Consider the following 26,171-nt stretch of genomic DNA (forward strand, 5'->3'; position numbering starts at 1 on the left):
GACACTGGCATGAGCAGCGGCGCAAGGATACCTGACCACGTCGCTGCCAACGCGACGTCGCCGGTGCTGTCGGTCTCCGGCCTGACGACGTCCTTCATGCGCGAACGGCAATGGAGTCCCGTCGTCCGCGACGTGTCGTTCGATATTGCCTCGCGGGAAACCGTGGCGATCGTCGGCGAGTCCGGTTCGGGCAAGAGCGTCACCGCGCTCTCGATCATGCGGCTCATTCCGAAGGAGAACGGCCGCGTCGAAGGCAGCGTCCGGCTTGCCGGCCGCGACCTGCTGACGCTGGCCGAAGCGAGCATGAAGGACGTTCGCGGCAACGAAGTCGCCATGATCTTCCAGGAGCCGATGACGAGCCTCAATCCGGTGCTGACCATCGGCTTCCAGATTGCGGAAGCGCTGATCCAGCACCGCGGTCTGTCGCGTGCGGCGGCGGAGGTCGAGACCATCCGCCTGCTCGATCGTGTTCGCATCCCCGCGGCGAAATCGCGCTTCCACGAGCATCCGCATCGCTTCTCCGGCGGCATGCGCCAGCGCGTGATGATCGCGATGGCGCTGGCCTGCAAGCCGAGGCTGCTGATCGCGGATGAGCCGACCACGGCGCTCGACGTCACGATCCAGGCCCAGATCCTGGAGCTTCTGAAGGAGCTTCAGCAGGAAGAGGAGATGTCGATCCTCTTCATCACCCACGACATGGGCGTGGTTGCCGAGATCGCGGACCGCACCGTGGTGATGTATGGCGGCCAGGCGGTGGAAACCGACCATACCTCGCGCATCTTCGCAGCCCCTTCGCATCCCTATACGAGGTCACTGCTCGCGTCCGTGCCGCGCCTCGGCTCGATGGATGGGCGGACGCGGCCGATGCGTTTTCCGATCGTGGACAAGCAAGCGGGAACCTCGGACGAGCCGGCGGAGACGCCCGATACGGTCTCGATTGCCGAGCGACCGCTGCTCGAGGTCTCCAACCTCACGACGCGCTTTCCAATCCGCTCGGGCCTGTTCGGCAAGGTCTCGGGCCGCGTCCATGCGGTCGAGAACATCTCCTTCTCCTTGCGCGCCGGGGAGACGCTGGCGCTGGTCGGCGAATCCGGCTGCGGCAAGTCGACGACGGGCCGCTCCATTCTCAAGCTGACGGAGCCCGACAGCGGCACCGTTCTGGTCGACGGGCAGGATGTGCTGGCGATGAATGCCCGCACCTTGCGTGACTTTCGCAAGCAGATGCAGATCGTGTTCCAGGATCCGTTCGCGAGTCTCAACCCGCGCATGTCGGTGGGAACGGCGATTGCGGCCCCATTGCTCGCCAACGGGCTCGCCACGGCGTCGCAGGCGCGGGAGAAGGTCGCCGACCTGCTCGTTCGCGTTGGTCTCACCGCCGACATGGCCCCACGCTTTCCGCACGAATTCTCCGGTGGCCAGCGCCAGCGCATCTGCATTGCCCGCGCGCTCGCGCTCGGACCGAAGCTGATCGTCGCGGACGAAGCGGTTTCGGCACTCGATGTTTCGGTCAAGGCGCAGGTCGTCAATCTGATGCTCGATCTTCAGGCCAGCATGGGACTTGCCTATCTCTTCATTTCCCATGATATCGCTGTGGTCGAGCGCATGAGCCATCGCGTCGCGGTGATGTATCTCGGCGAGATCGTCGAGACCGGCCCGCGCGCGGCCCTGTTCGGCAATCCGCAGCATCCCTATACGAAGAAGCTGATGGCGGCCGTGCCGGTGCCCGATCCAGCGCGCCGCGGCACCAGGCGCCAGGTAGCGAACGACGAGATCAGAAGCCCGGTGCGCTCGCCCGATTACCAGCCGCCCGTGCGCCAATATCGCGAGGTGTCGCCGGGCCACGTCGTCCAGGTCTGGGGCGAGGAATGGTCCAACTGACGTGCGCAGGCCGCAAATCCTTTCCAAAATGCACGATGAGGTCGCGCAGCGATCTGCCGGGCAGGTCAACGGTTGTGTCCTTCGCCCTGCCGGGCCTGTTACATCACGCTGAAATCACAATGAAATCATCGCGTCGCGACCCGGTGCGACGGCCGGCCGCGCCAGCTTCGTGCTATGCGCTGCAGCTGGACCGTTGGCCGTCGATCTCCGATAATGCGCGGATCTCGGGAAGGCCGGCGAAGGCGTGCCTTTACGGATGGATTTACTAGAATGACACAAGCAGGCGTCTACGGGCAGAGGCTCGGGCAGGGCCTTCGCTCCGAGCAAGCACCGGTCCTGATCACGCGTTCGCTGCACAGCGCCGAGCTCGCGGTCACCGAGGTTCGCAACGACGATCCGACGCCGGATATTTCCGGTTCCCTGGCTGCGGAAGATGCCTATCTCCTCAGCCTGAAACTCCGCGACTATCCGGATTGCGAATGCTGGGAGGAGGGCCGCTGTGTCACCAAGGCGGATGTTCGCGCAGGTGCGACCTATCTGTACGACCTCAAGCGCGACCCGCGCTATGTGATCGACAAGCCGTTTCACTCGCTCTTCTTCTATTTGCCGCGCTCGGCGCTCAACGGCATTGCCAGGCAACCGGGCGGGCCGCGCGTTGGCGAGCTCAGCTACGAGCCAGGTGTCGGTCATGACGACGAGGTCGTTCGACATGTCGGTGCCTCCTTGCGGCAAGGACTGTGCCGGCCCGACGAGACCAACCAGCTTTTCGTCGATCACATGATGCTTGCGCTCACCGCCCATGTCGCCCAGACCTATGGTGGGCTGAAGCCAGCCGCAGAACCGAGCCGCGGCGGTCTCGCGCCATGGCAGGTGAAACGTGCGTGTGACCGGCTCGATTCCGATCTCTCGGGCAAGATCGCGCTGCAGCTGATCGCGACCGAGCTTGGTCTGTCAGTCAGCCACTTCTCACGCGCGTTCCGGATCTCCACCGGACTGCCGCCGCATCAATGGCTGCTTCAGCAGCGCGTCAAGGCGGCCAAGCAACTTATGACAGTTCGCGACCTGCCGTTGTCCGAGATTGCCATATCGGCCGGATTTGCCAATCAGAGCCATTTCACGCGGGTGTTCTCGTCCATCGTCGGCGTCAGTCCGGGCGCATGGCGCCGCGAAACGGATGGCGGACGGGACAAGACTTGAATTTACCGGCGCTTCGCCAGCGAGATCGTGTAGGCCGTGCGGCGCGCCGCAAAGATCTCGTCCGGCGGATGGCCGATGCCGTCGGCAAGATTGACGGGATTGAAGATGGATCCGTCGCAGGCCTCGTTGGTCTCGAGGCTGGTGATGACGATCGTCCCTAGCCGCACCTGCTCACGGTTGTCCTCGTCCGGCCATCGCAGGGTCACGTCCATGGTGGGATCGCCGGGACGGTCGAGCAAGGCCATCACGTTGAAGCGGACATCGCCGGCTGCGATCCTCCGCGCGAGATCGTCATGCAGGAAATCAGCCGACTTCGCCCTCGCTTCGTCCTCGCTCAAGGTGACGTCACCGCCCACAGGCGCGACCTTGAACTTGATGAAGCGGGTTTCACCCTTGGCGTTCGTCGCGGGAAAGGCGTGCACGCCCCAATAAGTCGTGGCGGCAAAGCTGCCGGGCAGCCGGCGTGCCGCGACGTAATTCGCCTGGTTCAGTGTTTCAGGATTGGCCGCGGAAAAGGCCCGGACCTTCTCGATGTCAGGCTTGCCGTCCGCGCCTGGGATGCGCGCCTCGAGGAAGGCGAGCATCTGGTCGAGCGTCCGTGCAAAATGCACCGGAGCGGTTTCCGTCAGGATGTCCGAGCGATGCGCGTCGTCGCCAAGCCTGAAGCTGAAGCCGCGCAGGACGAGATTGTTGGTGTCGGTCACCCCGGGATTGCCGCCGCCAACGGAGAAGCGCGCGAGCACCCGCGACGGCTTGGTGAAGCTCAGCGATCGCGTGATCTCTGCCGCGCGATCGGACGGGGCATAGGTCCCGCGCACACATCGACCCTTGGCGAAGCTCGCGCGCACCTTCGGCGGATTGCCTGCGACCGCCTTCAATGCATCGACGACCGCGGCGGGTGTTGCAGCGGGGGTGGGAAGTTCGGACATGGCTTGGCCTCCGGCGCGAGCGGCATGGCCAGGTTTTAGGTCTGGTGCAGCGCCGGCGTCTTTCCCAAAGCCGCGCTGCCTTGTCCGATCCTGCTGATTGCTTGCTCGCGCTTCGGGAATTCACGTGGGCAAAACATGGTATGAGTGGATAGATCTGATGTCGGCGAGACGCGGGACAACTTGTTTACTGATGGCTCTTTCAGCTCCCGCGCTCCCGGGTCTCGCGACGATGCAGACTTGTCCTCCGGAAATTGTGATCGGATAGAGCAACGGGGAACCGCGTTATGTGAACCGTCTCATATTTCACCACTCTCTTTTCGAGCTATCACTCCCGCAAGAAATTGCCGCACCCGGACTTAACTGACAGGCACGGGTGAGATGCAATGCCTGCGTAGCCGCGTGCTCGCAGCTTTGGATTGGCTCTCGTCTTGCTCACGAGCAAGCCAGCCCCATCACTCAGCACAGATTTTTCAGAAGTTGGAATCAAGGCAATCGCAAAACGCGTCCACGAGGCTGCCTCTATTCGGGGTCGGCCGGTAGGTCGCTACTTACCTAAGAAGGAGACCCCCAATGAAAATTAGTGATGCAATTTCCAGCGCATTTTCCCTAACGAGGGGCTCCGGCAATCTTCGGATCGCTCGTTCCGGTCTGATCAGGTCGGCCCATCTTCTTGAAAGAATAGGGCTCGCAGCCGTTGGGGCCTCTTGCGGCCTCTATGTGGGTGCGGCCCTGTTGCGTGAGAAAGGCGGACTGTTTGAAAGCGGCTGGATCGTGCTGATAACGATGCTCTACGGAGCTCTTAGCTATTACGTCGGAATTGATTTGTCTCGCAGTGTCGCGCGGAAGTCGATTTCGAGCACCTCGGAAGAGTGGAATGGTTCCGAGCCGGCTGAGATTATGAGTGCGGCCGGAACGTTCGGCGCCGCGATTGCCGCAACTCTGTCCGTCAGCATCCTTGTCCTTGATCATAACCCAGCCAATGGGCTGATAGCCTTTGTTGCCGGCTGTTGGGTGGTTGGTTCTTCGCTCCAAGTCGCGGCGGGCACGATGGCTCGCAACTACGAAGCACGCATGGACAAGCAATGAAGGAATTGTGCTCACCCAATAACGTCTGCTTGGCGTCATGACGAGAGCACAAGCCGCAGCGCTGGATTCGGCTTCAGGTCCCGAGTGAGTCGTGATCACTCATCGCAACCTCTGTCGTGCAACGCTGCGTGAAGACGATGTTGGGTAGCGCAGTCTTTCGCACCGGGCGGCGACCCGGCTTGGAAGCCGTGTCGGTACTGAGTAACCTAAATTATCGCACAACAAACAAGACGTGCCATCATGGCGATGTTGGGATATCGTCCCCGCGCCGTGGTCCAAAATCCTGCTAACCGCCAACCACACGATCGGTGGAGCCAATGCAGATTGCGGAGTGGCTCGACAAACTGGGGCTTGGGCAATACGCAGAGCGTTTTGCCCAGAATGCAATCGACGTGGGCATCCTCCCCGAACTGATGGACGAGGACTTTGATAAGCTCGGAGTCCTGCTAGGCCATCGCCGCAAAATGCTGCGTGCTATTGCCGACCTCGATCCAGCCGCGTTGATCGCATCGCCGACGCCTCCTCAGGACGCCGAGCGGCGCCACCTCACCGTTATGTTTTGCGATCTGGTCGGCTCGACCGCGCTCTCGGCGCGTCTCGATCCCGAGGATATGTGGGAAGTGATCCGGGCCTACCGCGCCGCCTGCGCGAGCGTCGTTGCGGCTTATGACGGCAGGATAGCCAGGTTCGTCGGCGACGGAATACTCGTCTATTTCGGCTATCCTCGCGCCCACGAGGATGATGCGGAGCGCGCAGTGCGAGCGGGTCTCGACACTATCTCCGCAATTGGGCAGCTCAAAACAGGCGCCGACGAACGGGTTGAACTGCGCATCGCAATTGCGACAGGGCTTGTGGTGGTCGGTGACCTCATCAGCGGAGATGCGTCAGAGGAACAGGCAACCGTCGGCGACACACCAAACCTTGCCGCTCGGCTCCAGAGCCTGGCGGAACCGGGCGCGGTCGTCGTTGCTTCGTCGACGCGCCGGCTGCTTGGTGATCTCTTCACGTTTCGCAATCTCGGCCGCCGTGAGGTCAAGGGCATAGCCGAACCCATCGCAGTCTGGGCGGTGGAGGGAGCGATCGCATCCGAGAGTCGCTTCGAGGCGGTCCGCGCGGTACGCTCGATCGGTTTTGTCGGCCGCAGGGACGAGATCGAGTTCACTCTCTCGCGCCAGCGGCTGGCATGGCAGGGGCAGGGGCAGATGGTATTGATTTCTGGCGAAGCGGGCATCGGCAAGTCGCGCATTGTCGCAACGCTGTCCGAAAGCCCCTCGTTGGGGGCTCACCGCCGGGTGCGATATCAGTGTTCGCCCTACCATATCAACAGTGCGCTCCATCCCTTTGTCGCGCAGCTCGAGCGCGCCGCCGGCATCAGGTCGCACGACACGCCTGGGCAAAAGCTCGACAAGCTCGAGGCAATGCTGGCGCTTGGAACACAGCAGGTCGCCCAAGCGACACCGCTCATTGCGGCTCTCCTTTCGATTCCCACCGACGACCATTGTCCGCCGCTGAGTTTGAGCCCGGCGCAGCAGCGGCGACAGACATTTGCCGCCCTTCTGGATCAGCTTGAGGGGTTGGCGCGAGAGCAACCCCTGCTGATTATCTGCGAGGATATGCATTGGGCCGATGCCACGACACTTGAACTGTTCGATCTCGCGGTCGATCGGATCAGAGGCCTGCCGATACTCGTGCTCATGACATCCCGGCCAGAGTTCGAGCCCTCCTGGTCGGGCCTTGCCAACGTTAGTCTGTTGCGGCTCGACCGACTCGATCGGCAGGACTCGCGCGCGCTGGTCGAACAGGTAGCCGTTGGTCGTCAGCTGCCACGCGAGATGATGAAGCAGATCATCGATAGGACGGATGGCATCCCACTATTCGTCGAGGAATTGACCAAGATGGTGCTGGAGTCCGGGCTACTCGTCGAAGATGCCGGGCGCTATCGCCTCGATAATCCGCTCCCGCCGCTCGCTATTCCCGCGACGCTGCAGGATTCGCTGATGGCGCGGCTTGACCGGCTGGCCCCGGTCAAGGAGTTGGCGCAGATAGGCGCCGCCATCGGTCGCGACTTCTCATACGCGCTGCTGAGATATGTGGCGGGACGCGATGATCTGACGCTGAGCGCTGCGCTAGCGCAACTCGAAGAGGCCGAACTGCTGGTGCGTCGCGGGGCTCCGCCCGAAGCAAACTATAGTTTCAAGCACGCTCTCGTTCAGGAAGCGGCCTACGAGAGCCTGCTCAAGAGCAAACGGCAGGTGCTTCACAAGCGCATCGGCGATGTCCTGCGCGAGAAGTTTCCAGTCGTCGCCGAGACTGAGCCGGAAGTTCTGGCACACCACTTCACTGAGGCGGGGCTGAACGAGGTCGCCCTCGAATGGTGGCGCAAGGCGGGCCTGCAGGCGCTGAAACGCTCCGCCTATTCCGAGGCGATTGCACATCTCGGCAAGGCGATTGCCGTCGCCGATGAGCTGCCCGATGAGCTTGACCGGATGATGAGTAGGCTACATCTTCAAATCGCATATGGCCGTGCATTACGGGGCAGCCTCGGGCACAGCGCTCCCGAAACGGTAGCCGCATGGACGCGCGCCCGACAGTTCGCAGCCGACATCAATGATCCGGTTGAACTTGCGCCAGTCCATTCGGGTCTCTTCAATGCCTGCCTGACACACGGCGAACTCGCGCCGATGCGGGCGCTGGTGGATGCTATCGTGAACGCCGCTGAACGGCGACCGGACTCACCGGTGGCCGCCGTCGTTGCACATTGGACGGGCGGGGTTACCTGCTGGTTCGGGGGCGACTACTTGAACGCGAGAGTACATCTTGAGAAGGCACTAGAGATCTATGGTGACGAGCCGGATCCCGCGACGTTTAGGGGCTCGGCACTGGATCTCCCATTCGTGATCATGAGGTTTCTTGCCCTGGTGCTTTGGCCGCTTGGCAGGATCGCTCGCGCACGTCGCCTCGCCGTGGAAGCGATAAGTGCTTCCGGAGAAAAACGGGCGCTTTCTCAGGCCAATGCGCTTGTTCATCGAGCTGTGTTCGACGGACTATGCGGGGGCATGTTGCAGCAAACAGAGACGATCCTGGCGCTCGGTCTCGCTCGCGACCACACGATGCCGCTGTATGTGGCCGCCGGCACCTACCTGAATGGCCTGGCCAAGTGGCGTGCCGGCGACGGAATGGCCGGGCTAACGGAAATGCGTCGCGGCTGGACCTTGCTGCACGAGAATGACTGCTACCTCTGTGAGCCGTTTTGGGGGATGCATGTCGCGATGGCGGATGCAGAGTCGGGCCGACTCGAAAACGGGCTGGAAATCTTGAGCGGATTGATCGCATGGGCGGGGCAATCCGGTCAGCATTGGCTTGATGCCGAGCTGCATCGCGTCTACGGGGAGCTTTTGTTGCGTCATGATCCTTCGGACCTAGCCAGTGCCGAAAATGCGCTAAACCGAGCGCTGGAAATCGCACGGCACCAACAGGTGAAGACTTTCGAGCTGCGCAGCGCCCTTGGACTTGCACGCCTGCACAAGACAAATGGCCGAGCGGGCGCGGTATCCGAGGTGCTCGCTCCCGTGCTCGCTGAATTCGATGCGGAGCGCAATCTTCCCGAAGTCGTTGAAGCCAGAGAGCTGCTCAAGCAAGTGCATTAGGCACGTGCGGTTTCTCTAGCTGGCCGTTTGGTCAGGAAAGGCGTCGAGATCCTGTCTCCGGTCGCCTCACTGCAATGCGCGTTGAAGTTCGCTCGTGACGTACGGGCCAGGGGCTGACGGGTTACGAATTCACGTGCACGAAATCCCGCAGCAGCGGGTAGATCTCGTTGTTCCAGCGCTTGCCCGAGAACACGCCGTAATGGCCGACGCCAGCCTGCATGTGGTGGACGCGGCGGTAGGCGCGCACGCCGGTGCAGAGGTCTTGCGCGGCCAGCGTCTGGCCGATCGAGCAGATGTCGTCCTTCTCGCCCTCGACCGTCATCAGCCCCATGCGGCTGACGGCCTTGGTGTCCACCGGACGTCCCCGATGCATCAGCTTGCCCTGGGGCAGAAGATGCTCCTGGAACACGTCGCGCACGGTCTCGATGTAGAACTCGGCAGGCAGGTCCATCACGGCGAAATATTCGTCGTAGAAGGTCTTGATGCTGGCCGCCTTCTCCTTCTCGCCCTTGGCGATGTGATCGGCGAGATCGATGTGCTGCTTGATGTGGCGCTCGAGATTCATCGAGACGAAGGCGGTGAGCTGCACGAAGCCGGGATAGACTTTCCGCAAGGCACCGCGGCACTGCATCGGCACGTAGTTGATCAGGTTCTGCTCGAACCAGTCGATTGGCCTGCTCTTGGCGAATTCGTTGACCCTGGTCGGCTGGATGCGCGTGTCGATCGGGCCGGCCATCAGCGTCAACGTCGCCGGCCGCGAAGGATGGTTGCCCTCGCACATGATCGCTGCGGCCGCGAGCGCCGAGACCGAGGGCTGGCAGATCGCGACCATATGCGGGCGCGGGCCCAATTGGCCGAGGAAGTCGATGAGATGCTCGGTATAGTCGTCGAGCCCGAAACGGCCCTCGCTGCGGGGAATGTCGCGCGGATTGTGCCAGTCGGTGATGTAGACGTCGTGGTCCTGGAGCAGCGTCTTCACGGTGCCGCGCAGCAGCGTCGCGAAATGGCCGGACATCGGCGCCACCAGCAGCATGCGTGGCTGCTCGCCCACGCCCTCCTTCTTGAAACGCAGCAGCGAGCCGAACGGGGTCGCGTAAGCGATCTCCTCGGTCACGGCGACCTCGCGATTGCCGACCATGACGCTGTCGATGCCGTAGGCGGGGCGGTGATAGGTGAGGGTGGAGCGGGAGATCAGCTCCAGCGCGGCCGACAGCCGGCCGACGACCTGATCCGACAAGCCCTGCGGCACCAGATTGAGGAATTTGAGCGCGGACGAAGCGCCCGACCGCCACGGCGCCGTCAGGTCCATTTGGTTCTGAAAGGCCTGATAATACATCGACATCATACTGAAACGCCCACCTGTCCCGTGCTGCTATGCAATATCGGAGCCAAACCCGGGATGGGCCGCCCTCAAGATTGGCACGTCGCTTGCTGCTCTTTTTGCGGGAAGCACAGGCACTGCGCACTCCCGCAGTCCGGGCGGGGTGCATGTCTTAGGCGTGAGTCACAGGCGTGAGGGAAGGCCACATGGCGAAGGCGACACTGACCATCAGCAGCAAGAACTATTCGTCCTGGTCGCTGCGTGGCTGGCTGCTGACGAAATTTTCCGGGCTCGATTTCGAGGAGATCGTCACCGCGCCGGACGACGCGTCGGCGCGCGCCGAAATCCTGCTGTTGTCGTCGTCGATCCTGGTGCCGTGCCTGCGGCACGACGGCGCGGTCGTCTGGGATACGCTGGCGATCGGCGAATATCTCAACGAGGCGATGCCGAATGCAGGGCTGTTGCCCGCGGATCGCGTCCAGCGCGCGCATTGCCGCTCGATCTGCGGCGAAATCCATTCCGGCTTCACCACCTTGCGCGCCTCGCTGCCGGTCAATTTGAAGGGGCACTTCCCCGGCTTCAAGATCTGGTCGCGCGCGCAGGCCGACATCGATCGCGTCTGGGCGATCTGGCGCGACTGCCTGGACAAATCGGGCGGGCCCTTCTTGTTTGGCGAGACCCGCACCATGGCTGACGCGATGTACGCACCGGTAGTGACGCGCTTCGTGACCTATAACGTCAAGCTCGAGCCGCAACTGCAGGCCTATGCCGATACCATCATGGCCATGCCGGAGATGAAGGAATGGATCGCGGCGGCAAGGGATGAGCCGGCCGAGATCGAGGAGCTCGAGGTCGAATATTAGGCAGGCCGGCTGCCATCTGCCTGTTTTGGGAGCGAGCATCCAACCGCCGCACCCAGCCGTCATGTCATTGAAGCCGTTAACTTTTGACGCCGGTGGCCGGCTGGCCCTGCTCAGGCGCTGCGCAGATATTGTGTGCGCCTGGTGGCCAGTTGCGACATCTAGCCGTGAACAGGCGCGTACGGGGCCCTGCGGCTGATTCGGACGTGATTCGTTCGGGCCGCGTTCCGAAGGTTAAGACGGGACGCGGCCCCGTTGCATTTTGAGACAGAAATCAGTGCTCAGGCCACGCCCGAATGCTTCATGCGCGGGACGCGCCAGCCGATAACGGTAGCTTCGACTGCGACACCAGCCGTGTGGTTCTGCCAGCGTCCCTCGACATAGCGGCAGGCGAACGGCAGCTGATAAGTCCCGCTGTGGTCCTCGCACAGCACTTCGACTGCAAGGCCAGGCGGCGGTTCTCCGGCGCCGTCGAATTCCGCCAGTCGTCTGTCGCGCGTTGCCATCAAAAACTCCCCTAAACAAAGCCGCGAAAGGAGCGCCCATTTCCTCCGCGTGCAGATCATCGCTCCCCGTCCGAGGGAACAGCCGCAAGCTCAACGCGAGAATGCGGTGCGAGTGTGGTAGCCTCGACAGGCTGCGTGCAAAAAGCGCACATTGCCGTGATTGATTTGACGAGGAACCTGCATGCTGCTTCGAAGCACCGGCGCTTGTTTCGCGATGGTACTCGCCACGCTGGCGATTGTGTCGGTCCGCGCGCAGGACGTGCCCGGCATCGAGATCTGCACCGTCGAGAAGACCATGGAGCGCCGCACCAGCTGCCTCCAGAGCAATGTCGACTTCCTCCAGAAGACGATCACCAAGCTGAACCTCGATCACCAGCAGAAGCTGGACGCCGCGGCTCGCCAGATCGATGCGTTGAAGACGACCGTGGCCGGTTTGCAGAAGACGCTCGGCGATCTCCAGGCCGCGCAGGCGAAGACCGCCGAGGATGTGAAGAAGAAACAGGATGCGCCGCCGCCAAAGGATGCGGCGAAATAGCCGCCGCGCTCAGGCGACGCGATATCGCTCCATCACGCTGCGATCGGGCTCATGGCCGAGCCCAGGTCCGGTCGGCACCGCGACATGGCCGGTGGCATCGACATCGGCGCGGCCGCCCCAGAGGCAGGCCTCGCGCTTCAGGTAAAACATCTCGACGAACCCGTCGTCGCGCCCCGCCAGGAGATGCAAGGTCGCCAGCAGGCCGGGGCCGAAATACGGGGAGTGCGGAACGACCTTGACGCCGACCCGATCTGCGAGCGCTGCAACCTTGAGAAATTCCGTGATGCCGCCGACCTTGATCACGGACGGCTGGGCGTGGCTGACCGCGCCCGCATCCATCATCTGGCGAAATTGATATTCGGTGCAGGCGTTCTCGCCGGCGGCGACACCGAGCCCGCCCTTGCTGCGGACTTCGGCGAGCGCCGCAAAATCCTCCGGCGGCCAGACCGGCTCCTCCAGGAACATCGGCTGCGCGTCCCGGCATGTGCTGGCGAACGCGATCGCCTCTTCGCCTGATAGCGGGCAGTTCATGTCCACCATCAGCGGAATGCCGGGCCCGATCGCCGCGCGGGCGGCAAACACCGCCGGCGCCGTGGTCTCGTGCAGCTTGATGGCGCCGTAGCCGAGCGCGAGCGCCTTCTTGCATTCGGCGGCGATATTGTCGGGCGAGCCGATCCGCAACAGGCTCGCATAGGCCGGAATGGCCGGGCGCCTGGTGCCGCCGAGCAGGCGGTGCAGCGGCACGTCCTTGATCTTGGCGGCGAGGTCCCACAGCGCGATGTCGAGCCCGGAGATCGCGAACATGGTGATGCCGTAACGCCCGAACAGATGCAGGTTACGCTGGATCTGCTCCATGACCGCGGGAATGCCGGCGGCATCGGGAACCTCCAGCCCGCGGGCCTGCGGTGCGATCATTTCCTCGACGGCACTGCGCGTGGTGCGGGGGCAGACATAAGCAAAGGCATCGCCCCAGCCTGTCAGCCCGGCGTCGGTGGTGACCTCGACGATCACCATGTCGAGGGCGGTGATGGCGGAAGCGCCCTGACGGAAGCTCGCGACACCGGCGTCATAGGGGATGCGGATATGGTGCGGCCGCACATCGGTGATCTTCATGACACGGTTCCTCCTGCTTTCTTATGAGCGGTTTCAAGAACAACCCGAGTGTAGCCATGAACGCCCGGACGTTGCCAGAGGCTGGTCCGGCGTTATCCTCTTGCGGGACCGCAACGCCGATCAAGCGAAACCCGCGGACTTCCATGCATCATGGTCGCGCTTCGAACGAGAGAAACGCCATGAACCCAGCCCAGCGCGCGCTCTGGTATGTCGAGAGCCATCTGGCCGAGCCGATGACGCTCGACGAGATCGCTGCGATATCGGGCGTGTCGCGGTTCCACATCGTGCGCGCGTTTGCCGCAGCCACCGGCCTGCCGGTGATGCGGTACGTGCGCGCGCGGCGGCTGAGCGAAGCGGCGCGCAGTCTTGCGAACGGCGCGCCGGACATCCTGTCGCTGGCGCTGGAGGCGGATTACGGCTCGCACGAAGCATTCACCCGCGCGTTCCGCGACCAGTTCGGCACCACGCCCGAAGCGGTGCGGGCCGCGCAATGCACCGGCCATCTCAAGCTTCAGGAGCCGATCCTCATGGACTCAACCATCGCAGACAAACTCGCCACCCCGCGCTTCGAAACCACAAGGGCCTTCCTCGTCGCAGGCATCAACGAGCGCATCTCCTGCGACAACGGCGCGGCCATTCCTGGACTGTGGCAGCGCTTCCACCAGGAGGTCGCCGACATTCCCGCGCGCGTTGGACCCGTCGCCTATGGCGTCTGCTGCAACGGCGACGATGCCGGCAATTTCGACTACATCGCCGGCGTCGAGGTCGCCGATTTCTCCGAGCTGCCGCGCCGCTTCGGCCGTATCCGTATCCCCGAGCAGCGCTACGCGGTGTTCACCCACGCCGACCACGTCGCCTCGATCAGGCGTACCGTCAACGCGATCTGGAATCAGTGGCTGCCGGCCTCCGGCCTGAAGGCTGCCGATGCACCGAATTTCGAGCGCTACGACGAGAACTTCGATCCCGCCACCGGCAATGGCGGCCTGGAGATTTGGATACCCGTGCGAGATTAGCGCGCAACGCTGGCATACCATCCCGCTTGCTTGGCAAGCCTCGGCGACTTTGTCATAACCGCAGGCAATCTTGCGTGTGGGACCCGTGCCGGACATCCCGTGCAAGTCATAACAAGCAGCCGGGAGGGTCCCACATGTCCAACGTCCGCGTTCTCGCCACCGACCTCGAATTTCCCGAAGGGCCGGTCGTGATGCCGGACGGCTCGGTCGTGCTGGTGGAAATCCGCGGCCAGCGCCTGACCCGCATCCATCCCGACGGGCGCAAGGAGATCGTCGCGAAGATTCCGGGCGGCCCGAACGGTGCAGCCCTAGGCCCCGACGGCAAGATCTACATCTGCAACAATGGCGGTTTTTCCTGGATCCCGACCCGCAACATGATCATGCCGGGTCCGCAGCCCGACGATTATCTCGGCGGCTCGATCCAGCGTGTCGATCTGCAATCGGGCCAGATCGAAACCGTCGTGACGCGTTGCGGCGAGCACGATCTGCGCGGGCCGAACGATCTGGTGTTCGACAAGCAGGGCGGCCTCTGGTTCTCCGATCTCGGCAAGCGCCGCGCGCGCGAGATGGACGTCGGCGGCATGTACTATCTCAAGCCCGGCATGAAAGAGATTGTCGAAATCGTCCACGGCGTGTTGCCGGCAAACGGCATCGGCCTGTCGCCGGACGAGGCCACCGTCTACATCGCGGAGACGCCGACGGGCCGGCTCTGGGCCTACGAGCTCTCCGCGCCCGGCACGCTGAAGCCACGCGACGTGATCTATCGCGGCGAGCGGGGCAAACCGATCTGCGGCCTCGGCGGCTACCAGATGTTCGACTCGCTGGCGGTCGAAGCGAACGGCAATGTCTGCGTCGCCACCCTCGTCTCCGGCTGCATCTCGGTGATCGCGCCCGATGGCACCCTGGTCGAGCAGGTCCCGACCGGCGACCGCGTCACCACCAACATCGCCTTCGGCGGCCCCGAGCTGAAGACCGCCTACATCACGCTCTCAGGCAAGGGCGAGCTGATCGCCATGGACTGGCCGCGCGGCGGTTTGCCGTTGAATTTCCTGAACAAGTGAGCCAAGCCGTCATTGCGAGGAGCGAAGCAATCCGGCAGACCCTCACCCTGAGGAGCGCGCCCTTCGCGCGCGTCTCGAAGGGCGAGGCCACCAGCAGGGCCTTCATCCTTCGAGACGCGCGTGCCGCGCTCCTCAGGATGAGGAGCTGACAGCCTGGATTGGTTCGCTTCGCTCGCAATGACAACAGAGAGAGACCTGCAATGCCCTGGCCTGATCCCATCACCCTGCGCGGACAGCATGCCGGTCTGGAGCCGCTGTCGCATCAGCACCGCGAGGGGCTGATCGAGGCCGTGAAGGATGGTGAGCTCTCCACCATCTGGTACACCGCGATTCCGACGCCGGACAACATGGGCAAGGAAATCGACCGCCGGCTCGGTCTTCAGGCCGCGGGCTCGATGCTCCCCTTCACCGTGTTAGATGGCAGCGGCAAGATCGTGGGCATGACGACCTACATGAACATCGATGCCGCCAACCGCCGCGTTGAGATCGGTTCGACCTGGTATGGCAAGAGCGCGCAGCGCGGCCCGCTCAACACGCAGTGCAAGCTGCTGCTGCTCACCCACGCCTTCGAAACCCTGGACTGCATTGCGGTGGAATTCCGCACCCACTTCTTCAATCACCAGAGCCGCCGCGCCATCGAGCGCCTGGGCGCCAAGCAGGACGGCATCCTGCGCAGCCACCAGGTCGCGCCCAACGGCACGCTGCGCGACACCGTGGTCTACAGCATCACCGCGGCCGAATGGCCGACCGTGCGAATGCATTTGAATTATCAACTCAACGACAAGCCGCGCTAGAGCGGCCGAGGCACCATGGACAGATTTGATTATGTGATTATCGGCGCGGGCTCCGCCGGTTGCGTGCTCACCAGCCGGCTGAGCGAAGACCCCAACACCAGCGTCTGCGTGCTCGAGGCGGGCCCGAGCGACTGGCATCCCTACATCCATCTGCCGGCAGGCTTCATCAAGACCTTCCATATGAAGAGCATCAACTGGGCCTACCAGCAGGAGGTCGGGCCCTGGACCGGCGGGCGCAGCATCTACGCGCCGCGCGGCAAGACGCTCGGCGGTTCGTCCTCGATCAACGGCCATATCTACAATCGCGGCCAGCGCATGGATTTCGACACCTGGGCGCAGATGGGCAATCGCGGCTGGGGCTATGCCGACGTGCTGCCCTACTTCCGGCGGCTGGAGAAGCGCGTCGGCGAGGGCGAGGACGTTTACCGCGGCCGCGACGGCAATCTCACCGTTACCACCATGAACTGGCGCGATCCGCTTTGCGAAGCCTTCATGGAAGGCGCGGTGAGCCTCGGCATTCCACGCAACCCCGACTACAACGGCGCGAAGCAGGAAGGCGTCTCTTATTGCCAGCGCACCATCGATAAGGGCTTGCGCGTCTCCGGCGCCACCGCCTTCCTCAAGCCCGCGATGAAGCGGCCGAACGTGCACGTCCACACCCACGCGCACGCGACCGAGATCATCTTCGAAGGCAAGCGCGCCGTCGGCGTGCGCTACATGAAGGGCGGCTCTGGCGGCACGCCGGTCGAGGTCCGCGCCAACAAGGAAGTGATCCTGTCCGGCGGCACCTATAATTCACCGCAGCTGTTGCAGTTGTCCGGCATCGGCTCACCGGATCTGTTGCAGGCCCACGGCATCGCCGTGCGTCACGCGCTTCCGGTCGGCGAGGGCCTGCAAGATCACTACGCGCCGCGCACGGTCGCGCGCGTCAAAGACATCAGGACTATCAACGAGCTCCGCCGTGGTCTGTCGCTCTGGGTCGAAGCGCTGAAATGGGCTACCACGCGCGGCGGCCTGCTGTCGCTGTCGCCGACCATGGTCTATTGCTTCTGGCACTCCGGCGAGAGTGCGGATTCGTCCGATCTCCAGCTCACCTTCACACCGGCGAGCTACAAGGAAGGCGTGCAGGGCCAGCTCGAGGACGAGCCCGGCATGACGGTGGCCTCCTGGCAGCAGCGCCCCGAGAGCCGCGGATATGTCCGCATCCGTTCGTCTGATCCGTTCGCGCCGCCGATCATCCAAACCAACTATCTCGACGCCGAGCTCGACCGCCGCGTCATCGTCGGCGGCATGAAGCTTGCGCGCAGGCTTTTGAAGAGCGCGCCGCTGTCGCCCTATTACGCCTACGAGGATTTCCCGGGTCCCAACATCAACACTGACGACGAATTCCTGGCCGCAGCCACCGAGCGCGGCACCACCACCTTCCACCCCGGCTGCACCTGCCGCATGGGCCCGGCGGATTCGACCTGGGCGGTGGTCGACGACCAGCTCCGCGTTCACGGGGTGCAAGGTCTCCGCGTCATCGACGCCTCCGTGATGCCGCGCATGATCTCGGCCAACCTCAATGCCTCCACCATGATGATCGCCGACCGCGCCTCAGACCTCATCCGCGGCAAGCAGCCGATGGAAGCCGCGCGCGTGCCGGATGCGGCGGTGGCGTGACCTTGTAGGGTGGGTTAGCGAAGCGTAACCCACCACGCCTCTCGACGCGGAGACAAAGGAGGTGGGCTACGCTGACGCTGACCCACCCTACAAGCTGCAAGACGTAGGCGACGTGCTTGAACGACTGGAGCGCTGGTATGCGGCTCAATGCAATGGAGATTGGGAGCATACCTACGGTATAACGATCGAGACGTTGGATAATCCCGGCTGGAATTTCAAGGTGGAGCTAAGGGATACATATTTGTCCGGCCGGACTTTCGAAGAAGTTGCCGAGCCTCAATCAAGCGATCATCGGAAGTTTTTTCATTGTCGCGTGAAGGACGATGTGTTCGCGGGGGCCTGTCCTCCTGACAGGCTCGGCGAAGTCATTTCGATCTTCTTGCGCGGGGCTGAAACGCGCTCGGCGGAGCAGATCGAAAAGCTCGCAAGGTAGACCGGATGGTCCAAGCCGGTACCCGGCCTTCCCTGCACCCTCTTTGTTTGAAGGAGGTGATGGAGAGAGCATAGCTCGGGCGGATGCGCCGCGAGGATGCGATTTGAAATGCGAGTTGGAGAAGGCGATGCTCGCCCTTGCTCCGTCATTGCGAGCGCAGCGCGCAGCGAAGCAATCCAGTCTGTCACCGCGGGGGGATTCTTATCGAAAGGTCACGCGGTATGGCCCTGGCTTTCGCCAGGACGACCCGTAGGTTGCACTGTGCTTCAATTTTACGATTTCAGCCCGTATTTTCTTCGTGCAACTGCTGGTTCGCGCGCAAGGCGGCGTTTTCCTTGCGGAATCACACAGGACTTGGGTGTGGCTTATGCGTCACAGCCGGCGCGTTCAGCGGCCCGCGGCCGTCGCCGCGATGATCTCGAGCTGGTTCCTGAGCCAGCGGTGGGCCGGATCTTTCTGATAGCGCTGGTGCCAGACCATGAACATCGGCAGCTCGGCCAGGGTTCGCGTGCGCGAGGCCAGCGGTATCCGCACCTGCGCGAAGCCGTGCATCACGCCGGGCGCCAGCAGGCTCGGCATGCTCGCCAGCATTTGCGAGCCACGCAGGAAGGACGGCACGCCGGAGAAGCTCGGCACGGAGATCGCGATGTCGCGGTGGAAGCCGTTGGCTGCAAGCCGACGATCGAAGTCGAGGCGCTCATTGTCAGTGTAGACCACCGTGATGTGACGCGCCGCGAGATAGGCGCCGCGCGTAGCCGGCGCGGCACGCGCTTTGGGGTCGTAGTAACAAACGTAATGGTCTTGCAGCAGGCGCTTCTGCACGATGTCGATGCCGGACGGCGGCAGCGGCGTGATCAGCAGGTCGCAGCGGTTTTCCCGAAGCATCGCTGGCGACGGCGACTGCGAGGGGATCACGCGCAGGTTCAGGCTCCTCACTTGCGCGGCGACATGATCGAAGAACCGCGGCAGCAGCAGGTCGCGCTGGAAGTCGTTCGCGGCGATTGTCAGCGAAAGCTGCGCGCTCGCCGGCTCGAACGTGACGCCGCCGGCAAAGCTCCGCATCTCGTCGATCAGTGCTCGCGCCTTTGCCGCGAGCGCCTGGGCGTGCGCCGTGGCCACAATGCCGCGGCCGGATTTGGCAAACAGCGGATCGCCGACGATCCGCCGCAGCTTGTTGAGGGCGTGGCTGACCGCGGATTGCGTCAGGCCGAGCCGCGTTGCGGCCGCCGTCACCGAGCCCTCTTCCAGCACCGCCAGGAACAGCTCCAGCGCGTGGCCATCGAGCGCCAAATGATCGATTTTTTTCATGGAATTCATTATAATCGATCTATTTATCTTGAGAATAGCTCGCGCCATCATCTCCCGATAAATCGTGCGCCCCAACGGGCGCCAGAGGGAGAGACAACGCCGATGCATGCCCAGGCGCCAGCCTTGCGGGATCCCCGCCTCAACCGCCCCGAGCCGTTCACGCCTCCGCTCGGTGACGGTGGCTTCTTCCAGCGCGACCGTTCCATGCATCCGCCGGCGCACGCGCCAGGCTACAAATCCTCGGTGCTGCGCTCGCCGCGCCAGGCGCTGCTGTCGCTTGAGACCTCGGTCTCGGAGATCACGGGGCCGGTATTCGGTCACAACGACCTCGGCCCGCTCGACAATGATTTGATCCGCAACTACGCCAAGGACGGCGATCCCGTCGGCGAGCGCATCATCGTCCACGGCCGCGTGCTGGACGAGACGGGCCGCGGCGTGCCGGACACGCTGGTCGAGTTCTGGCAGGCCAATGCCGGCGGCCGCTACCGGCACAAGAAGGACACGTATCTGGCGCCGATCGATCCGAATTTCGGCGGTTGCGGTCGCGCGCTGACCGACGACACCGGCTATTATTATTTCCGCACGGTGAAGCCGGGGCCCTATCCGTGGCGCAACTACGTCAACAGCTGGCGTCCCGCTCACATCCACTTCTCGGTGTTCGGCTCGGGCTTCGCACAGCGTCTGATCACCCAGATGTACTTTGAGGGCGATCCCCTGATCCCGGCCTGCCCGATCCTGACGACGATCCCGGACAAGGATGCGCTGGAGCGCCTGGTCGCGCCGCTCGACCTCAATGCATCGACCCCGTTCGACTCGCTCGCCTACCGCTTCGACATCGTCTTGCGCGGCCGGCGCTCCACTTACTTTGAAAATCGCACCGCAGGGAACTAGGTCCATGCCGCAGCCGCTCAACTACCTCAAGGAAACCGCCTCGCAGACGGCCGGGCCCTACGTGCATATCGGGTTGATCCCGGCCATGGCCGGATTCGACATTTTCGAGAAGAACTTCTCCAATGTGCTGGTGACGCCGAACACGCAAGGCGAACGCATCACGCTGGAGGGCAAGGTGATCGACGGCAGCGGCACGCCGCTGCGTGACGTGCTGCTGGAGATCTGGCAGGCGAACGCGGCCGGCCGCTACAACCATCCGGCCGATCGGTCGACCGGCCCGCTTGACGAGGAATTTCGCGGCTGGGGTCGCGCCGGCTCCGACTTCGAGAGCGGTCTCGTCACCTTCGAGACCATCAAGCCGGGCGCGATCATCGACAAGACCGGCCGCAAAGGCGCGCCGCACATCAATGTCTGGACCGTCGCGCGCGGTATCAACATCGGTCTCAACACGCGCCTCTATTTTTCGGACGAAGAGGCCGCCAACGCCGCCGACCCCGTGCTCAGCCTGATCGAACAGCCGATGCGACGTTCGACGCTGATCGCAAAGCGCAGCGAGCGTGGCGGCAAGATCGTGTATGCCTTCACGATCAATTTGCAGGGGCCGGAAGAGACGGTGTTCTTCGACGTGTGAGAGCCGCCGCCCGAAGGTTCACTCCACCTGGTCGCCGCGATCGATCGCTACGCGCGCGCGGAATTGCGGTGACTGACGCATCTCGCGCGATCCCGGCCGATTGGCCGGATCGCGCCCCACTTTTGGTTGCAGTTCTGCCAAATCGATGAATATGTCCGCCCGTCGGCGCAGCTCGTCGGCGACCATGGCTGGCTGAGTGGAGAGTGTGGAGACGACCGTCACGCGGACACCGAGGCGTTGCAGGGCTTCCACCAGCGAACGAAAATTCCCATCGCCCGAGAACAACACGATCTGATCGACGTGCTCGGCGAGTTCCATCGCATTTACGGCGAGGTCGACATCCATGCTGCCCTTCACCTTGCGGCGGCCGGTGATGGCGTCGACGAATTCCTTCGTGAGTTTCGTGACGACGGTGTATCCGTTATAGTCGAGCCAATCGATCAACGGACGGATTGACGAATACTCCTGATCCTCGACGACGGTCGTGTAGTAGAAGGCCCGCAACAGCGCACCTCGGCTTTGGAATTCGCCGAGCAGTCGCCTGTAGTCGATGTCGAAGCCGAGCGCCTTGGAGGTGGCATGGAGATTGGAGCCATCGATAAAGAGTGCGATCTTCTCAATCGAAGACATTATGCACAAATCTCCGGTTGTACGCGAAAGGTGGCCGGTCCAACCGCCGGGGGCGGTGTGTCGGCCGGAAAAACATTGAAGCCACCGATGGCTTGCCGAAAAAGCAGCGCAGACGACCGGACAGGGGCGGCCGTCTTGCGCCCAGGTTAGGGAGGATACAATGCCCACCGGCGCCAGGGCGCCGAATGCAGCCAGGCTAAGGCGCGCGCATTCCCTACTCAATTGTACTGAGGTAAAGGGCGCCTATCCAAAGGATAGGGCCCCATATACGAAGGTTAAGTGGCAGCGCTGGCAACAAAGGCCATTGCGGTTCCCAGCGTGGCCTTCGACCACAGGCGCGCCTGATCGATCGGCCGATGTGTCAGCCTTCCTCGCCGTGGAGCTGCGCGCGAAAGGCGCGCGGCGACACGCCCGTGGCGGCGGCATAGACCCGGCTGAAATAGGCGGGGTCCTCGAAGCCAAGCGCATAGGCGATCGTCGAGACCGGCAAATTGGTATAGACGAGGTTGCGCCGCGCCTCGCGGATCAGCCGGTTGAGGATCAGGTGCGAGGCGGTGTCGCCAGTTGCGGCCCGCGTCACCCGGTTGAGATGGGTCGGCGTGATCGACAGCGCGCCCGCATAGTCCGCGACGCTCCAGCGTTCCAGATGATGCTGTTCCAGCAGCGCCTCAAAGCGGCGGAATAGTCCGCTTTCAGCCGTGCCGTTGCCACCGCTCTCGCCAGTGAGCGCGCGGGCCACCAGCCCGATCATCGCCGCCGACAGTGCACGCAGCACATGCGCTCGGCCGAAATCGCGCGCGGCGTGTTCGGCAAAGATCTGCTTCATGGTGGTCCGGATCTGCGGCGTGCCGCGTATCACGGCCGAGCGCGACAAGGCACTTCGCAGGCCTTCAGAGGCGAGCAGCGCTTCGTCCAATATTTCCGCGGCGATGGTCAGCACCCAGCCCTGGGTATCAGGCACGAAACGGAAGCCATGGACGTGGCCGACAGGCACGTTGACGATCTGCATCGGCTTCAGCTGCACCACGCGCCCGTCGAGCGTGGCTTCGCCGCCGCCGCGCTCGATCAGCAGCACCTGGTGCAGCCGGGCATGGCGGTGCACGGCCAGCGTCCAGTCGTGCAGCACCGAGCGCGAGGCAATCGTCTCGCAATGCACGACATCGGGCAGATCGCCGGACTCGCCGAACAAATTGTAGACCCGGATCGCCGGGGCGGGGGCTGCGCGTCTCATGTTCGAATAGTACAAGACAAAGACGAAAGCCTCCATCGGTCAGCGGCGCTGAATCTGCAAGAAAGTGCCGAGGAGGACGCAAAAATGAAAGTTCAGGTCTGTATCATCGGCGGCGGGCCGTCCGGGCTGCTGTTGTCCCAGCTCCTGCACCTCAAGGGTATCGACACGGTCGTGCTGGAAAAATCCAGCCGCGACCACGTGCTTGCCCGGATCCGTGCCGGCGTGCTCGAACACGGCTTCGCCAGGCTGATGCGCGAGGCTCAGTGCGGCGAGCGGATGGACCGCGAGGGTGAGATCCACAAGGGATTCGAGATCGCCCATGATGGGGTGCTCTCCCAGATCGACCTCCACAAGCATTCCGACGGCAATTCGGTGCTGGTCTACGGCCAGACCGAGCTGACGCGCGACCTCTACGAGGCGCGCGACCGCCTCGGCGGCAACGTCGTGCACAATGCCGAGGACGTGACGCCGCATGACCTGACCTCCGACCGGCCTTACGTGACCTATCGTTCGAATGGCGAGACCGTCCGAGTCGATTGCGATTATATCGTCGGCGCCGACGGCTTTCACGGCGTCAGTCGCAAGTCGATCCCGAAGGACGTGCTGCGGGAATACGAGAAGATCTATCCGTTCGGCTGGCTCGGCGTGCTGTCGCGTACGAAACCGGTGTCGCCGGAGCTGATCTATGTGAAGCATGAGCGCGGCTTCGCGTTGTGTTCCTTGCGGTCGCAAGTGCTGAGCCGCTACTACGTCCAGGTGCCGCTCACCGACAAGGTGGAGGACTGGAGCGACGATGCGTTCTGGGCCGAGCTGAAGCGTCGTCTGCCGGACGAGGTCGGCGGCCGCCTGATCACGGGACCGTCCATCGAAAAGAGCATCGCGCCGTTGCGCAGCTTCGTCGCCGAGCCGATGAGCTACGGCCGCCTGTTTCTCGCCGGCGATGCCGCCCACATCGTGCCGCCGACGGGCGCGCGCGGGCTGAACAGCGCTGCCTCCGACATCTATTATCTCTACCACGCCATGCTCGCGCACTATCAGAACGACGATGATTCCGGGCTTCAGGGCTATTCCGCCAACGCACTGGCGCGGATCTGGAAGGCGCAACGCTTCTCGTGGTGGATGACGATGCTGCTGCATCGCTTCCCCGACCGTTCCGAGTATGAAAACAGGCTTCAGCAGACGGAGCTGGAGTATCTGCTGTCGTCCGAGACGGCGCAGCGTCTGCTGGCGGAGAATTATGTGGGGTTGCCGTTCTAGCGTGGAGTGAACCCGAAAGCGGTGCGACGCTGCGCTACTTTCCTTCTAGGATGTTCACCGGAGTCCAATCCGACCCCGGTGGATTTGTAGCGAGCGCAGTCGCGCGCTTGTCAAAAAGCGCTGACGCCGGATCCATTTCCGCCGTTCGCCCGAACGCATCAGCCGCCTTCGCAAACTCCCTTGCCCGCCAGCACGCCAGCCCTTCCGCATACGCGGCGGCAATCTTCGCCTGCCCGGCACTCTCCGTGCCCTTCTCCGCGAGGGGCTCGAACACTTTGATCGCCTCGCCGCGTCCTATCACTTTGATGGCGTCGAGCTCGCGCCAAGTGAAAGTATTGCCTGTCTGCGCGACAGTCGTTTCTGAGGCCATGATGGAGGTGCCATAATATTTGTTGGCGCCTTCGAGCCGCGAGGCGACGTTCACGGTGTCGCTCATCACGGTGTAGTTGAAGCGGCGGCGGGAGCCGATATTGCCGACCACGGCCTCGCCGCTGTTGAGCCCGATGCGGTGCGACAGGCCGCGGCCGGCGAAAGCGGCGCTGGCGGCATTAAGCTCCGCCAGCTTTGCGTGACATTTCAGCGCGGCATGGACGGCGTGGCGCGCATGCGCGGGATCGTCGGCGGGCGCACCGAACATGGCGACGATGGAATCGCCGATATATTTGTCGACATAGCCGCCATGGCTCTCGATGATGTCGGTCATGGCCGACAGATATTCGTTCATCAGCGTCACCAGTTCGCCCGGCGTCATCGTCTCGGCGATGGAGGAGAAGCCGCTCAGGTCGGAGAAGAACATCGTGACGTTGCGCATTTCGCCGCCGAGCGCCGGCATCTTGCCGGAGGCCACCATCGTCTCGATCACTTCGGGGGCGAGATAGAACGCAAAGCTCTTGCGCAGGAAACGCTCGTCACGATCGGCCAGCACGAAACGGTAGCCGATCATCATCGCGAGTGCGGCAAGGCTTGCGAGTGCCGGCTCGGTCAGCGGCAGCGCCAAGGCATGGACGAATGCACCGACGGCCACAGCGGCGTATACGGCGGTGAGGCCAAACCAGGCGATCAGTGCGGCACCCGGTGCGAGCACGCAGGCCGCGCAGGCCACGATCGCTGCGAACACGATGGTGAGAATGCTCCGCAGTGGAAAGCCGAGCTCGGTCACCGCATCGCGTTCGATCAGATTTCGCACCGCGTTGGCATGAACGAAGACACCGGCGATGTCGCTGCGGGCCTTTTGTACGGTGCTCGCCGGGGCAGGCTGGGCGCATCGTGGACCCGGCGTTCCGTCATATCCGCCGGACAGTCGCATCGAGGTGAGCTTGCGATCATCGAAATTCAGGGCGGTGCCGAGCAGCACGACTTTGCCGCCGAAGGCGCGACGGAAGAAATCGCGGTCGCCTTTTTCGACGCAGGCTCGCAGATCGGCGAAGGAGAAAGTCGGAATGTCGCGGCCCAGTCCTCGAAAATTGAGCGCCAGTGTATTCGGTACCGCACTCGGAATTGCATAACCGGACAATTCGGTCGCTCCGGACGGTGCAATCTCGGGCTTTACAGCGAGCGCGCGCGCGGCGAGCTCGACCGCCATCGCGGGGACCGGCTTGCCGTCGATCGAGAAGCTCAGCGGCATCCGCCGGATCACGTCGTCGGTGTCGGTATGGACGTTGAGGGCGCGGATATTGTTTCTCACCACCAATTGCTGCGCGCGGTCGGGCCTTTCCTGATGGTCGTTGCTCAGGATCTCGCCGAGCACCAGCTTGCCGCTGTCGGAAAGCTTCCGCAGGGCGATGAGATAGTCCCGATCGAATCCCTTGAGTCGCGTGCCCAGCGACGCGTCGCCGAAGGGAATCTCAGACTGCTCGATCGAGCTCGGGAAGATGACGTCGAAGCCGATCGCCCGGGCGCCGCCGTCGTCGATGCTGCCGAGAACCCGGCCGATCTCGCGCGTCCAGGTCTGCGTTGGCGATCCCTTGAACGGCGGAGTGTCGTAGGTCTCGCCGTCGATGGCCACGACGACGACCGGGGATGTCGCGGGATCGCGTTGGTCGCCGACGAACTTGCTGCGCAGTGCCGTGAGGATATCGAGCGACAGGCCCTGCAGCGTCTGCAACGGTGGAGACGTCACGACGGCGCCTGCAAGAAGCGCAATCAGGATCGCTGCAACGATGTCCCGTCTGCCGATCCGCCGCATCGC

General features: G+C 63.4%; 22 protein-coding genes. 14 read left to right on the forward strand and 8 right to left on the reverse strand.

The genetic code is table 11. The features are described from left to right. Positions 1-9 precede the first annotated feature (9 nt). Positions 10-1,878: an ABC transporter ATP-binding protein gene (locus ABIB80_RS30405; protein ID WP_007595601.1), complete on the forward strand. Its 1,869-nt coding sequence runs from the start codon at positions 10-12 to the stop codon at positions 1,876-1,878. A 270-nt stretch (positions 1,879-2,148) separates the two neighbouring features. Beyond that, positions 2,149-3,075 carry an AraC family transcriptional regulator gene (locus ABIB80_RS30410; RefSeq protein WP_354128914.1) on the forward strand — a complete coding sequence of 309 codons (927 nt, stop codon included), beginning with the start codon at positions 2,149-2,151 and terminating at the stop codon, positions 3,073-3,075. Positions 3,076-3,077: 2 nt separating this feature from the next. Here the strand turns inward: ABIB80_RS30410 and ABIB80_RS30415 are convergent, their stop codons facing one another. Beyond that, positions 3,078-4,004, reverse strand: a complete 927-nt coding sequence (locus tag ABIB80_RS30415; RefSeq protein WP_007595599.1) for a catalase family peroxidase — start codon at positions 4,002-4,004, stop codon at positions 3,078-3,080. Between the two features lie 570 nt (positions 4,005-4,574). Between ABIB80_RS30415 and ABIB80_RS30420 the strand changes: the two genes are divergently transcribed. Further along, entirely contained in the window at positions 4,575-5,090 is a 516-nt protein-coding gene (locus ABIB80_RS30420; protein ID WP_007595598.1) for a hypothetical protein, read from the forward strand. Between the two features lie 317 nt (positions 5,091-5,407). Next, complete coding sequence (locus ABIB80_RS30425; protein ID WP_354128915.1) at positions 5,408-8,737, forward strand: adenylate/guanylate cyclase domain-containing protein; 3,330 nt, start codon at positions 5,408-5,410, stop codon at positions 8,735-8,737. A gap of 121 nt (positions 8,738-8,858) precedes the next feature. Here the strand turns inward: ABIB80_RS30425 and ABIB80_RS30430 are convergent, their stop codons facing one another. Next, positions 8,859-10,082: a polyhydroxyalkanoate depolymerase gene (locus tag ABIB80_RS30430; protein WP_007595596.1), complete on the reverse strand. Its 1,224-nt coding sequence runs from the start codon at positions 10,080-10,082 to the stop codon at positions 8,859-8,861. Positions 10,083-10,264: 182 nt separating this feature from the next. Between ABIB80_RS30430 and ABIB80_RS30435 the strand changes: the two genes are divergently transcribed. Next, positions 10,265-10,921, forward strand: coding sequence for a glutathione S-transferase family protein (locus ABIB80_RS30435; RefSeq protein ID WP_007595595.1), 657 nt, complete (start codon positions 10,265-10,267; stop codon positions 10,919-10,921). Positions 10,922-11,199: 278 nt separating this feature from the next. Here ABIB80_RS30435 and ABIB80_RS30440 read toward each other — a convergent pair whose 3' ends face one another. Then, the gene (locus ABIB80_RS30440; RefSeq protein ID WP_007595594.1) at positions 11,200-11,424 is read right to left on the reverse strand and encodes a hypothetical protein; all 225 of its coding nucleotides are present in this window, start codon (positions 11,422-11,424) and stop codon (positions 11,200-11,202) included. A 181-nt stretch (positions 11,425-11,605) separates the two neighbouring features. Between ABIB80_RS30440 and ABIB80_RS30445 the strand changes: the two genes are divergently transcribed. Then, a complete protein-coding gene (locus ABIB80_RS30445; RefSeq protein WP_007595592.1) occupies positions 11,606-11,959 on the forward strand; it encodes a hypothetical protein in 354 nt (117 codons plus the stop codon). A gap of 9 nt (positions 11,960-11,968) precedes the next feature. On the opposite strand, the gene ABIB80_RS30450 is transcribed toward ABIB80_RS30445, so the two are convergent. Continuing rightward, complete coding sequence (locus ABIB80_RS30450; protein ID WP_007595590.1) at positions 11,969-13,072, reverse strand: mandelate racemase/muconate lactonizing enzyme family protein; 1,104 nt, start codon at positions 13,070-13,072, stop codon at positions 11,969-11,971. A gap of 179 nt (positions 13,073-13,251) precedes the next feature. On the opposite strand from ABIB80_RS30450, the gene ABIB80_RS30455 reads away from it, so the two are divergent. From ABIB80_RS30455 to ABIB80_RS30475, 5 genes are all read left to right on the forward strand, one after another. Next, a complete protein-coding gene (locus ABIB80_RS30455) occupies positions 13,252-14,085 on the forward strand; it encodes an AraC family transcriptional regulator (RefSeq protein WP_007595588.1) in 834 nt (277 codons plus the stop codon). Between the two features lie 134 nt (positions 14,086-14,219). Next, positions 14,220-15,146, forward strand: coding sequence for an SMP-30/gluconolactonase/LRE family protein (locus ABIB80_RS30460; RefSeq protein ID WP_007595571.1), 927 nt, complete (start codon positions 14,220-14,222; stop codon positions 15,144-15,146). A 200-nt stretch (positions 15,147-15,346) separates the two neighbouring features. Further along, positions 15,347-15,940: a GNAT family N-acetyltransferase gene (locus ABIB80_RS30465; protein WP_007595568.1), complete on the forward strand. Its 594-nt coding sequence runs from the start codon at positions 15,347-15,349 to the stop codon at positions 15,938-15,940. A 15-nt stretch (positions 15,941-15,955) separates the two neighbouring features. Further along, the gene (locus tag ABIB80_RS30470; RefSeq protein WP_007595566.1) at positions 15,956-17,602 is read left to right on the forward strand and encodes a GMC family oxidoreductase; all 1,647 of its coding nucleotides are present in this window, start codon (positions 15,956-15,958) and stop codon (positions 17,600-17,602) included. A gap of 61 nt (positions 17,603-17,663) precedes the next feature. Beyond that, entirely contained in the window at positions 17,664-18,035 is a 372-nt protein-coding gene (locus tag ABIB80_RS30475; RefSeq protein WP_007595565.1) for an immunity 53 family protein, read from the forward strand. Between the two features lie 387 nt (positions 18,036-18,422). On the opposite strand, the gene ABIB80_RS30480 is transcribed toward ABIB80_RS30475, so the two are convergent. Further along, positions 18,423-19,352 carry a LysR family transcriptional regulator gene (locus ABIB80_RS30480; protein ID WP_035993424.1) on the reverse strand — a complete coding sequence of 310 codons (930 nt, stop codon included), beginning with the start codon at positions 19,350-19,352 and terminating at the stop codon, positions 18,423-18,425. A 93-nt stretch (positions 19,353-19,445) separates the two neighbouring features. Here ABIB80_RS30480 and pcaH point away from each other — a divergent pair, with 93 nt between their 5' ends. Further along, positions 19,446-20,234: a protocatechuate 3,4-dioxygenase subunit beta gene (gene pcaH, locus ABIB80_RS30485; RefSeq protein ID WP_007595562.1), complete on the forward strand. Its 789-nt coding sequence runs from the start codon at positions 19,446-19,448 to the stop codon at positions 20,232-20,234. A 4-nt stretch (positions 20,235-20,238) separates the two neighbouring features. Continuing rightward, the gene (gene pcaG / locus ABIB80_RS30490; protein ID WP_007595560.1) at positions 20,239-20,865 is read left to right on the forward strand and encodes a protocatechuate 3,4-dioxygenase subunit alpha; all 627 of its coding nucleotides are present in this window, start codon (positions 20,239-20,241) and stop codon (positions 20,863-20,865) included. A gap of 18 nt (positions 20,866-20,883) precedes the next feature. Here pcaG and ABIB80_RS30495 read toward each other — a convergent pair whose 3' ends face one another. Together ABIB80_RS30495 and ABIB80_RS30500 are read right to left on the reverse strand one after the other, a co-directional pair. Then, positions 20,884-21,495 carry a LabA-like NYN domain-containing protein gene (locus ABIB80_RS30495; protein WP_354128946.1) on the reverse strand — a complete coding sequence of 204 codons (612 nt, stop codon included), beginning with the start codon at positions 21,493-21,495 and terminating at the stop codon, positions 20,884-20,886. A gap of 361 nt (positions 21,496-21,856) precedes the next feature. Further along, positions 21,857-22,762 carry a helix-turn-helix domain-containing protein gene (locus ABIB80_RS30500; RefSeq protein WP_007595556.1) on the reverse strand — a complete coding sequence of 302 codons (906 nt, stop codon included), beginning with the start codon at positions 22,760-22,762 and terminating at the stop codon, positions 21,857-21,859. Positions 22,763-22,810: 48 nt separating this feature from the next. On the opposite strand from ABIB80_RS30500, the gene pobA reads away from it, so the two are divergent. Continuing rightward, positions 22,811-23,983 (forward strand): 4-hydroxybenzoate 3-monooxygenase, encoded by a 1,173-nt coding sequence (gene pobA / locus ABIB80_RS30505; RefSeq protein WP_007595554.1) that lies wholly within the window; start codon positions 22,811-22,813, stop codon positions 23,981-23,983. Between the two features lie 34 nt (positions 23,984-24,017). Here pobA and ABIB80_RS30510 read toward each other — a convergent pair whose 3' ends face one another. Then, a complete protein-coding gene (locus tag ABIB80_RS30510; RefSeq protein ID WP_007595552.1) occupies positions 24,018-26,168 on the reverse strand; it encodes an adenylate/guanylate cyclase domain-containing protein in 2,151 nt (716 codons plus the stop codon). Between the last annotated feature and the right edge of the window lie 3 nt (positions 26,169-26,171).

It is taken from the genome of Bradyrhizobium sp. i1.15.2 (genome assembly GCF_040548425.1).
GTDB lineage: Bacteria > Pseudomonadota > Alphaproteobacteria > Rhizobiales > Xanthobacteraceae > Bradyrhizobium > Bradyrhizobium canariense.

What these genes read in the sequence shown, in the direction of transcription:
- ABIB80_RS30480 (WP_035993424.1), bottom strand. Translation starts at nt 19,352, where the DNA reads ATGAATTCCATGAAAAAAATCGATCATTTGGCGCTCGATGGCCACGCG.
- ABIB80_RS30415 (WP_007595599.1), bottom strand. Translation starts at nt 4,004, where the DNA reads ATGTCCGAACTTCCCACCCCCGCTGCAACACCCGCCGCGGTCGTCGAT.
- ABIB80_RS30440 (WP_007595594.1), bottom strand. Translation starts at nt 11,424, where the DNA reads ATGGCAACGCGCGACAGACGACTGGCGGAATTCGACGGCGCCGGAGAA.
- ABIB80_RS30435 (WP_007595595.1), top strand. Translation starts at nt 10,265, where the DNA reads ATGGCGAAGGCGACACTGACCATCAGCAGCAAGAACTATTCGTCCTGG.
- ABIB80_RS30500 (WP_007595556.1), bottom strand. Translation starts at nt 22,762, where the DNA reads ATGGAGGCTTTCGTCTTTGTCTTGTACTATTCGAACATGAGACGCGCA.
- ABIB80_RS30460 (WP_007595571.1), top strand. Translation starts at nt 14,220, where the DNA reads ATGTCCAACGTCCGCGTTCTCGCCACCGACCTCGAATTTCCCGAAGGG.
- ABIB80_RS30450 (WP_007595590.1), bottom strand. Translation starts at nt 13,072, where the DNA reads ATGAAGATCACCGATGTGCGGCCGCACCATATCCGCATCCCCTATGAC.
- ABIB80_RS30405 (WP_007595601.1), top strand. Translation starts at nt 10, where the DNA reads ATGAGCAGCGGCGCAAGGATACCTGACCACGTCGCTGCCAACGCGACG.
- ABIB80_RS30425 (WP_354128915.1), top strand. Translation starts at nt 5,408, where the DNA reads ATGCAGATTGCGGAGTGGCTCGACAAACTGGGGCTTGGGCAATACGCA.
- ABIB80_RS30420 (WP_007595598.1), top strand. Translation starts at nt 4,575, where the DNA reads ATGAAAATTAGTGATGCAATTTCCAGCGCATTTTCCCTAACGAGGGGC.
- pcaG (WP_007595560.1), top strand. Translation starts at nt 20,239, where the DNA reads ATGCCGCAGCCGCTCAACTACCTCAAGGAAACCGCCTCGCAGACGGCC.
- ABIB80_RS30410 (WP_354128914.1), top strand. Translation starts at nt 2,149, where the DNA reads ATGACACAAGCAGGCGTCTACGGGCAGAGGCTCGGGCAGGGCCTTCGC.
- pcaH (WP_007595562.1), top strand. Translation starts at nt 19,446, where the DNA reads ATGCATGCCCAGGCGCCAGCCTTGCGGGATCCCCGCCTCAACCGCCCC.
- pobA (WP_007595554.1), top strand. Translation starts at nt 22,811, where the DNA reads ATGAAAGTTCAGGTCTGTATCATCGGCGGCGGGCCGTCCGGGCTGCTG.
- ABIB80_RS30510 (WP_007595552.1), bottom strand. Translation starts at nt 26,168, where the DNA reads ATGCGGCGGATCGGCAGACGGGACATCGTTGCAGCGATCCTGATTGCG.
- ABIB80_RS30455 (WP_007595588.1), top strand. Translation starts at nt 13,252, where the DNA reads ATGAACCCAGCCCAGCGCGCGCTCTGGTATGTCGAGAGCCATCTGGCC.
- ABIB80_RS30430 (WP_007595596.1), bottom strand. Translation starts at nt 10,082, where the DNA reads ATGATGTCGATGTATTATCAGGCCTTTCAGAACCAAATGGACCTGACG.
- ABIB80_RS30445 (WP_007595592.1), top strand. Translation starts at nt 11,606, where the DNA reads ATGCTGCTTCGAAGCACCGGCGCTTGTTTCGCGATGGTACTCGCCACG.
- ABIB80_RS30465 (WP_007595568.1), top strand. Translation starts at nt 15,347, where the DNA reads ATGCCCTGGCCTGATCCCATCACCCTGCGCGGACAGCATGCCGGTCTG.
- ABIB80_RS30470 (WP_007595566.1), top strand. Translation starts at nt 15,956, where the DNA reads ATGGACAGATTTGATTATGTGATTATCGGCGCGGGCTCCGCCGGTTGC.
- ABIB80_RS30495 (WP_354128946.1), bottom strand. Translation starts at nt 21,495, where the DNA reads ATGTCTTCGATTGAGAAGATCGCACTCTTTATCGATGGCTCCAATCTC.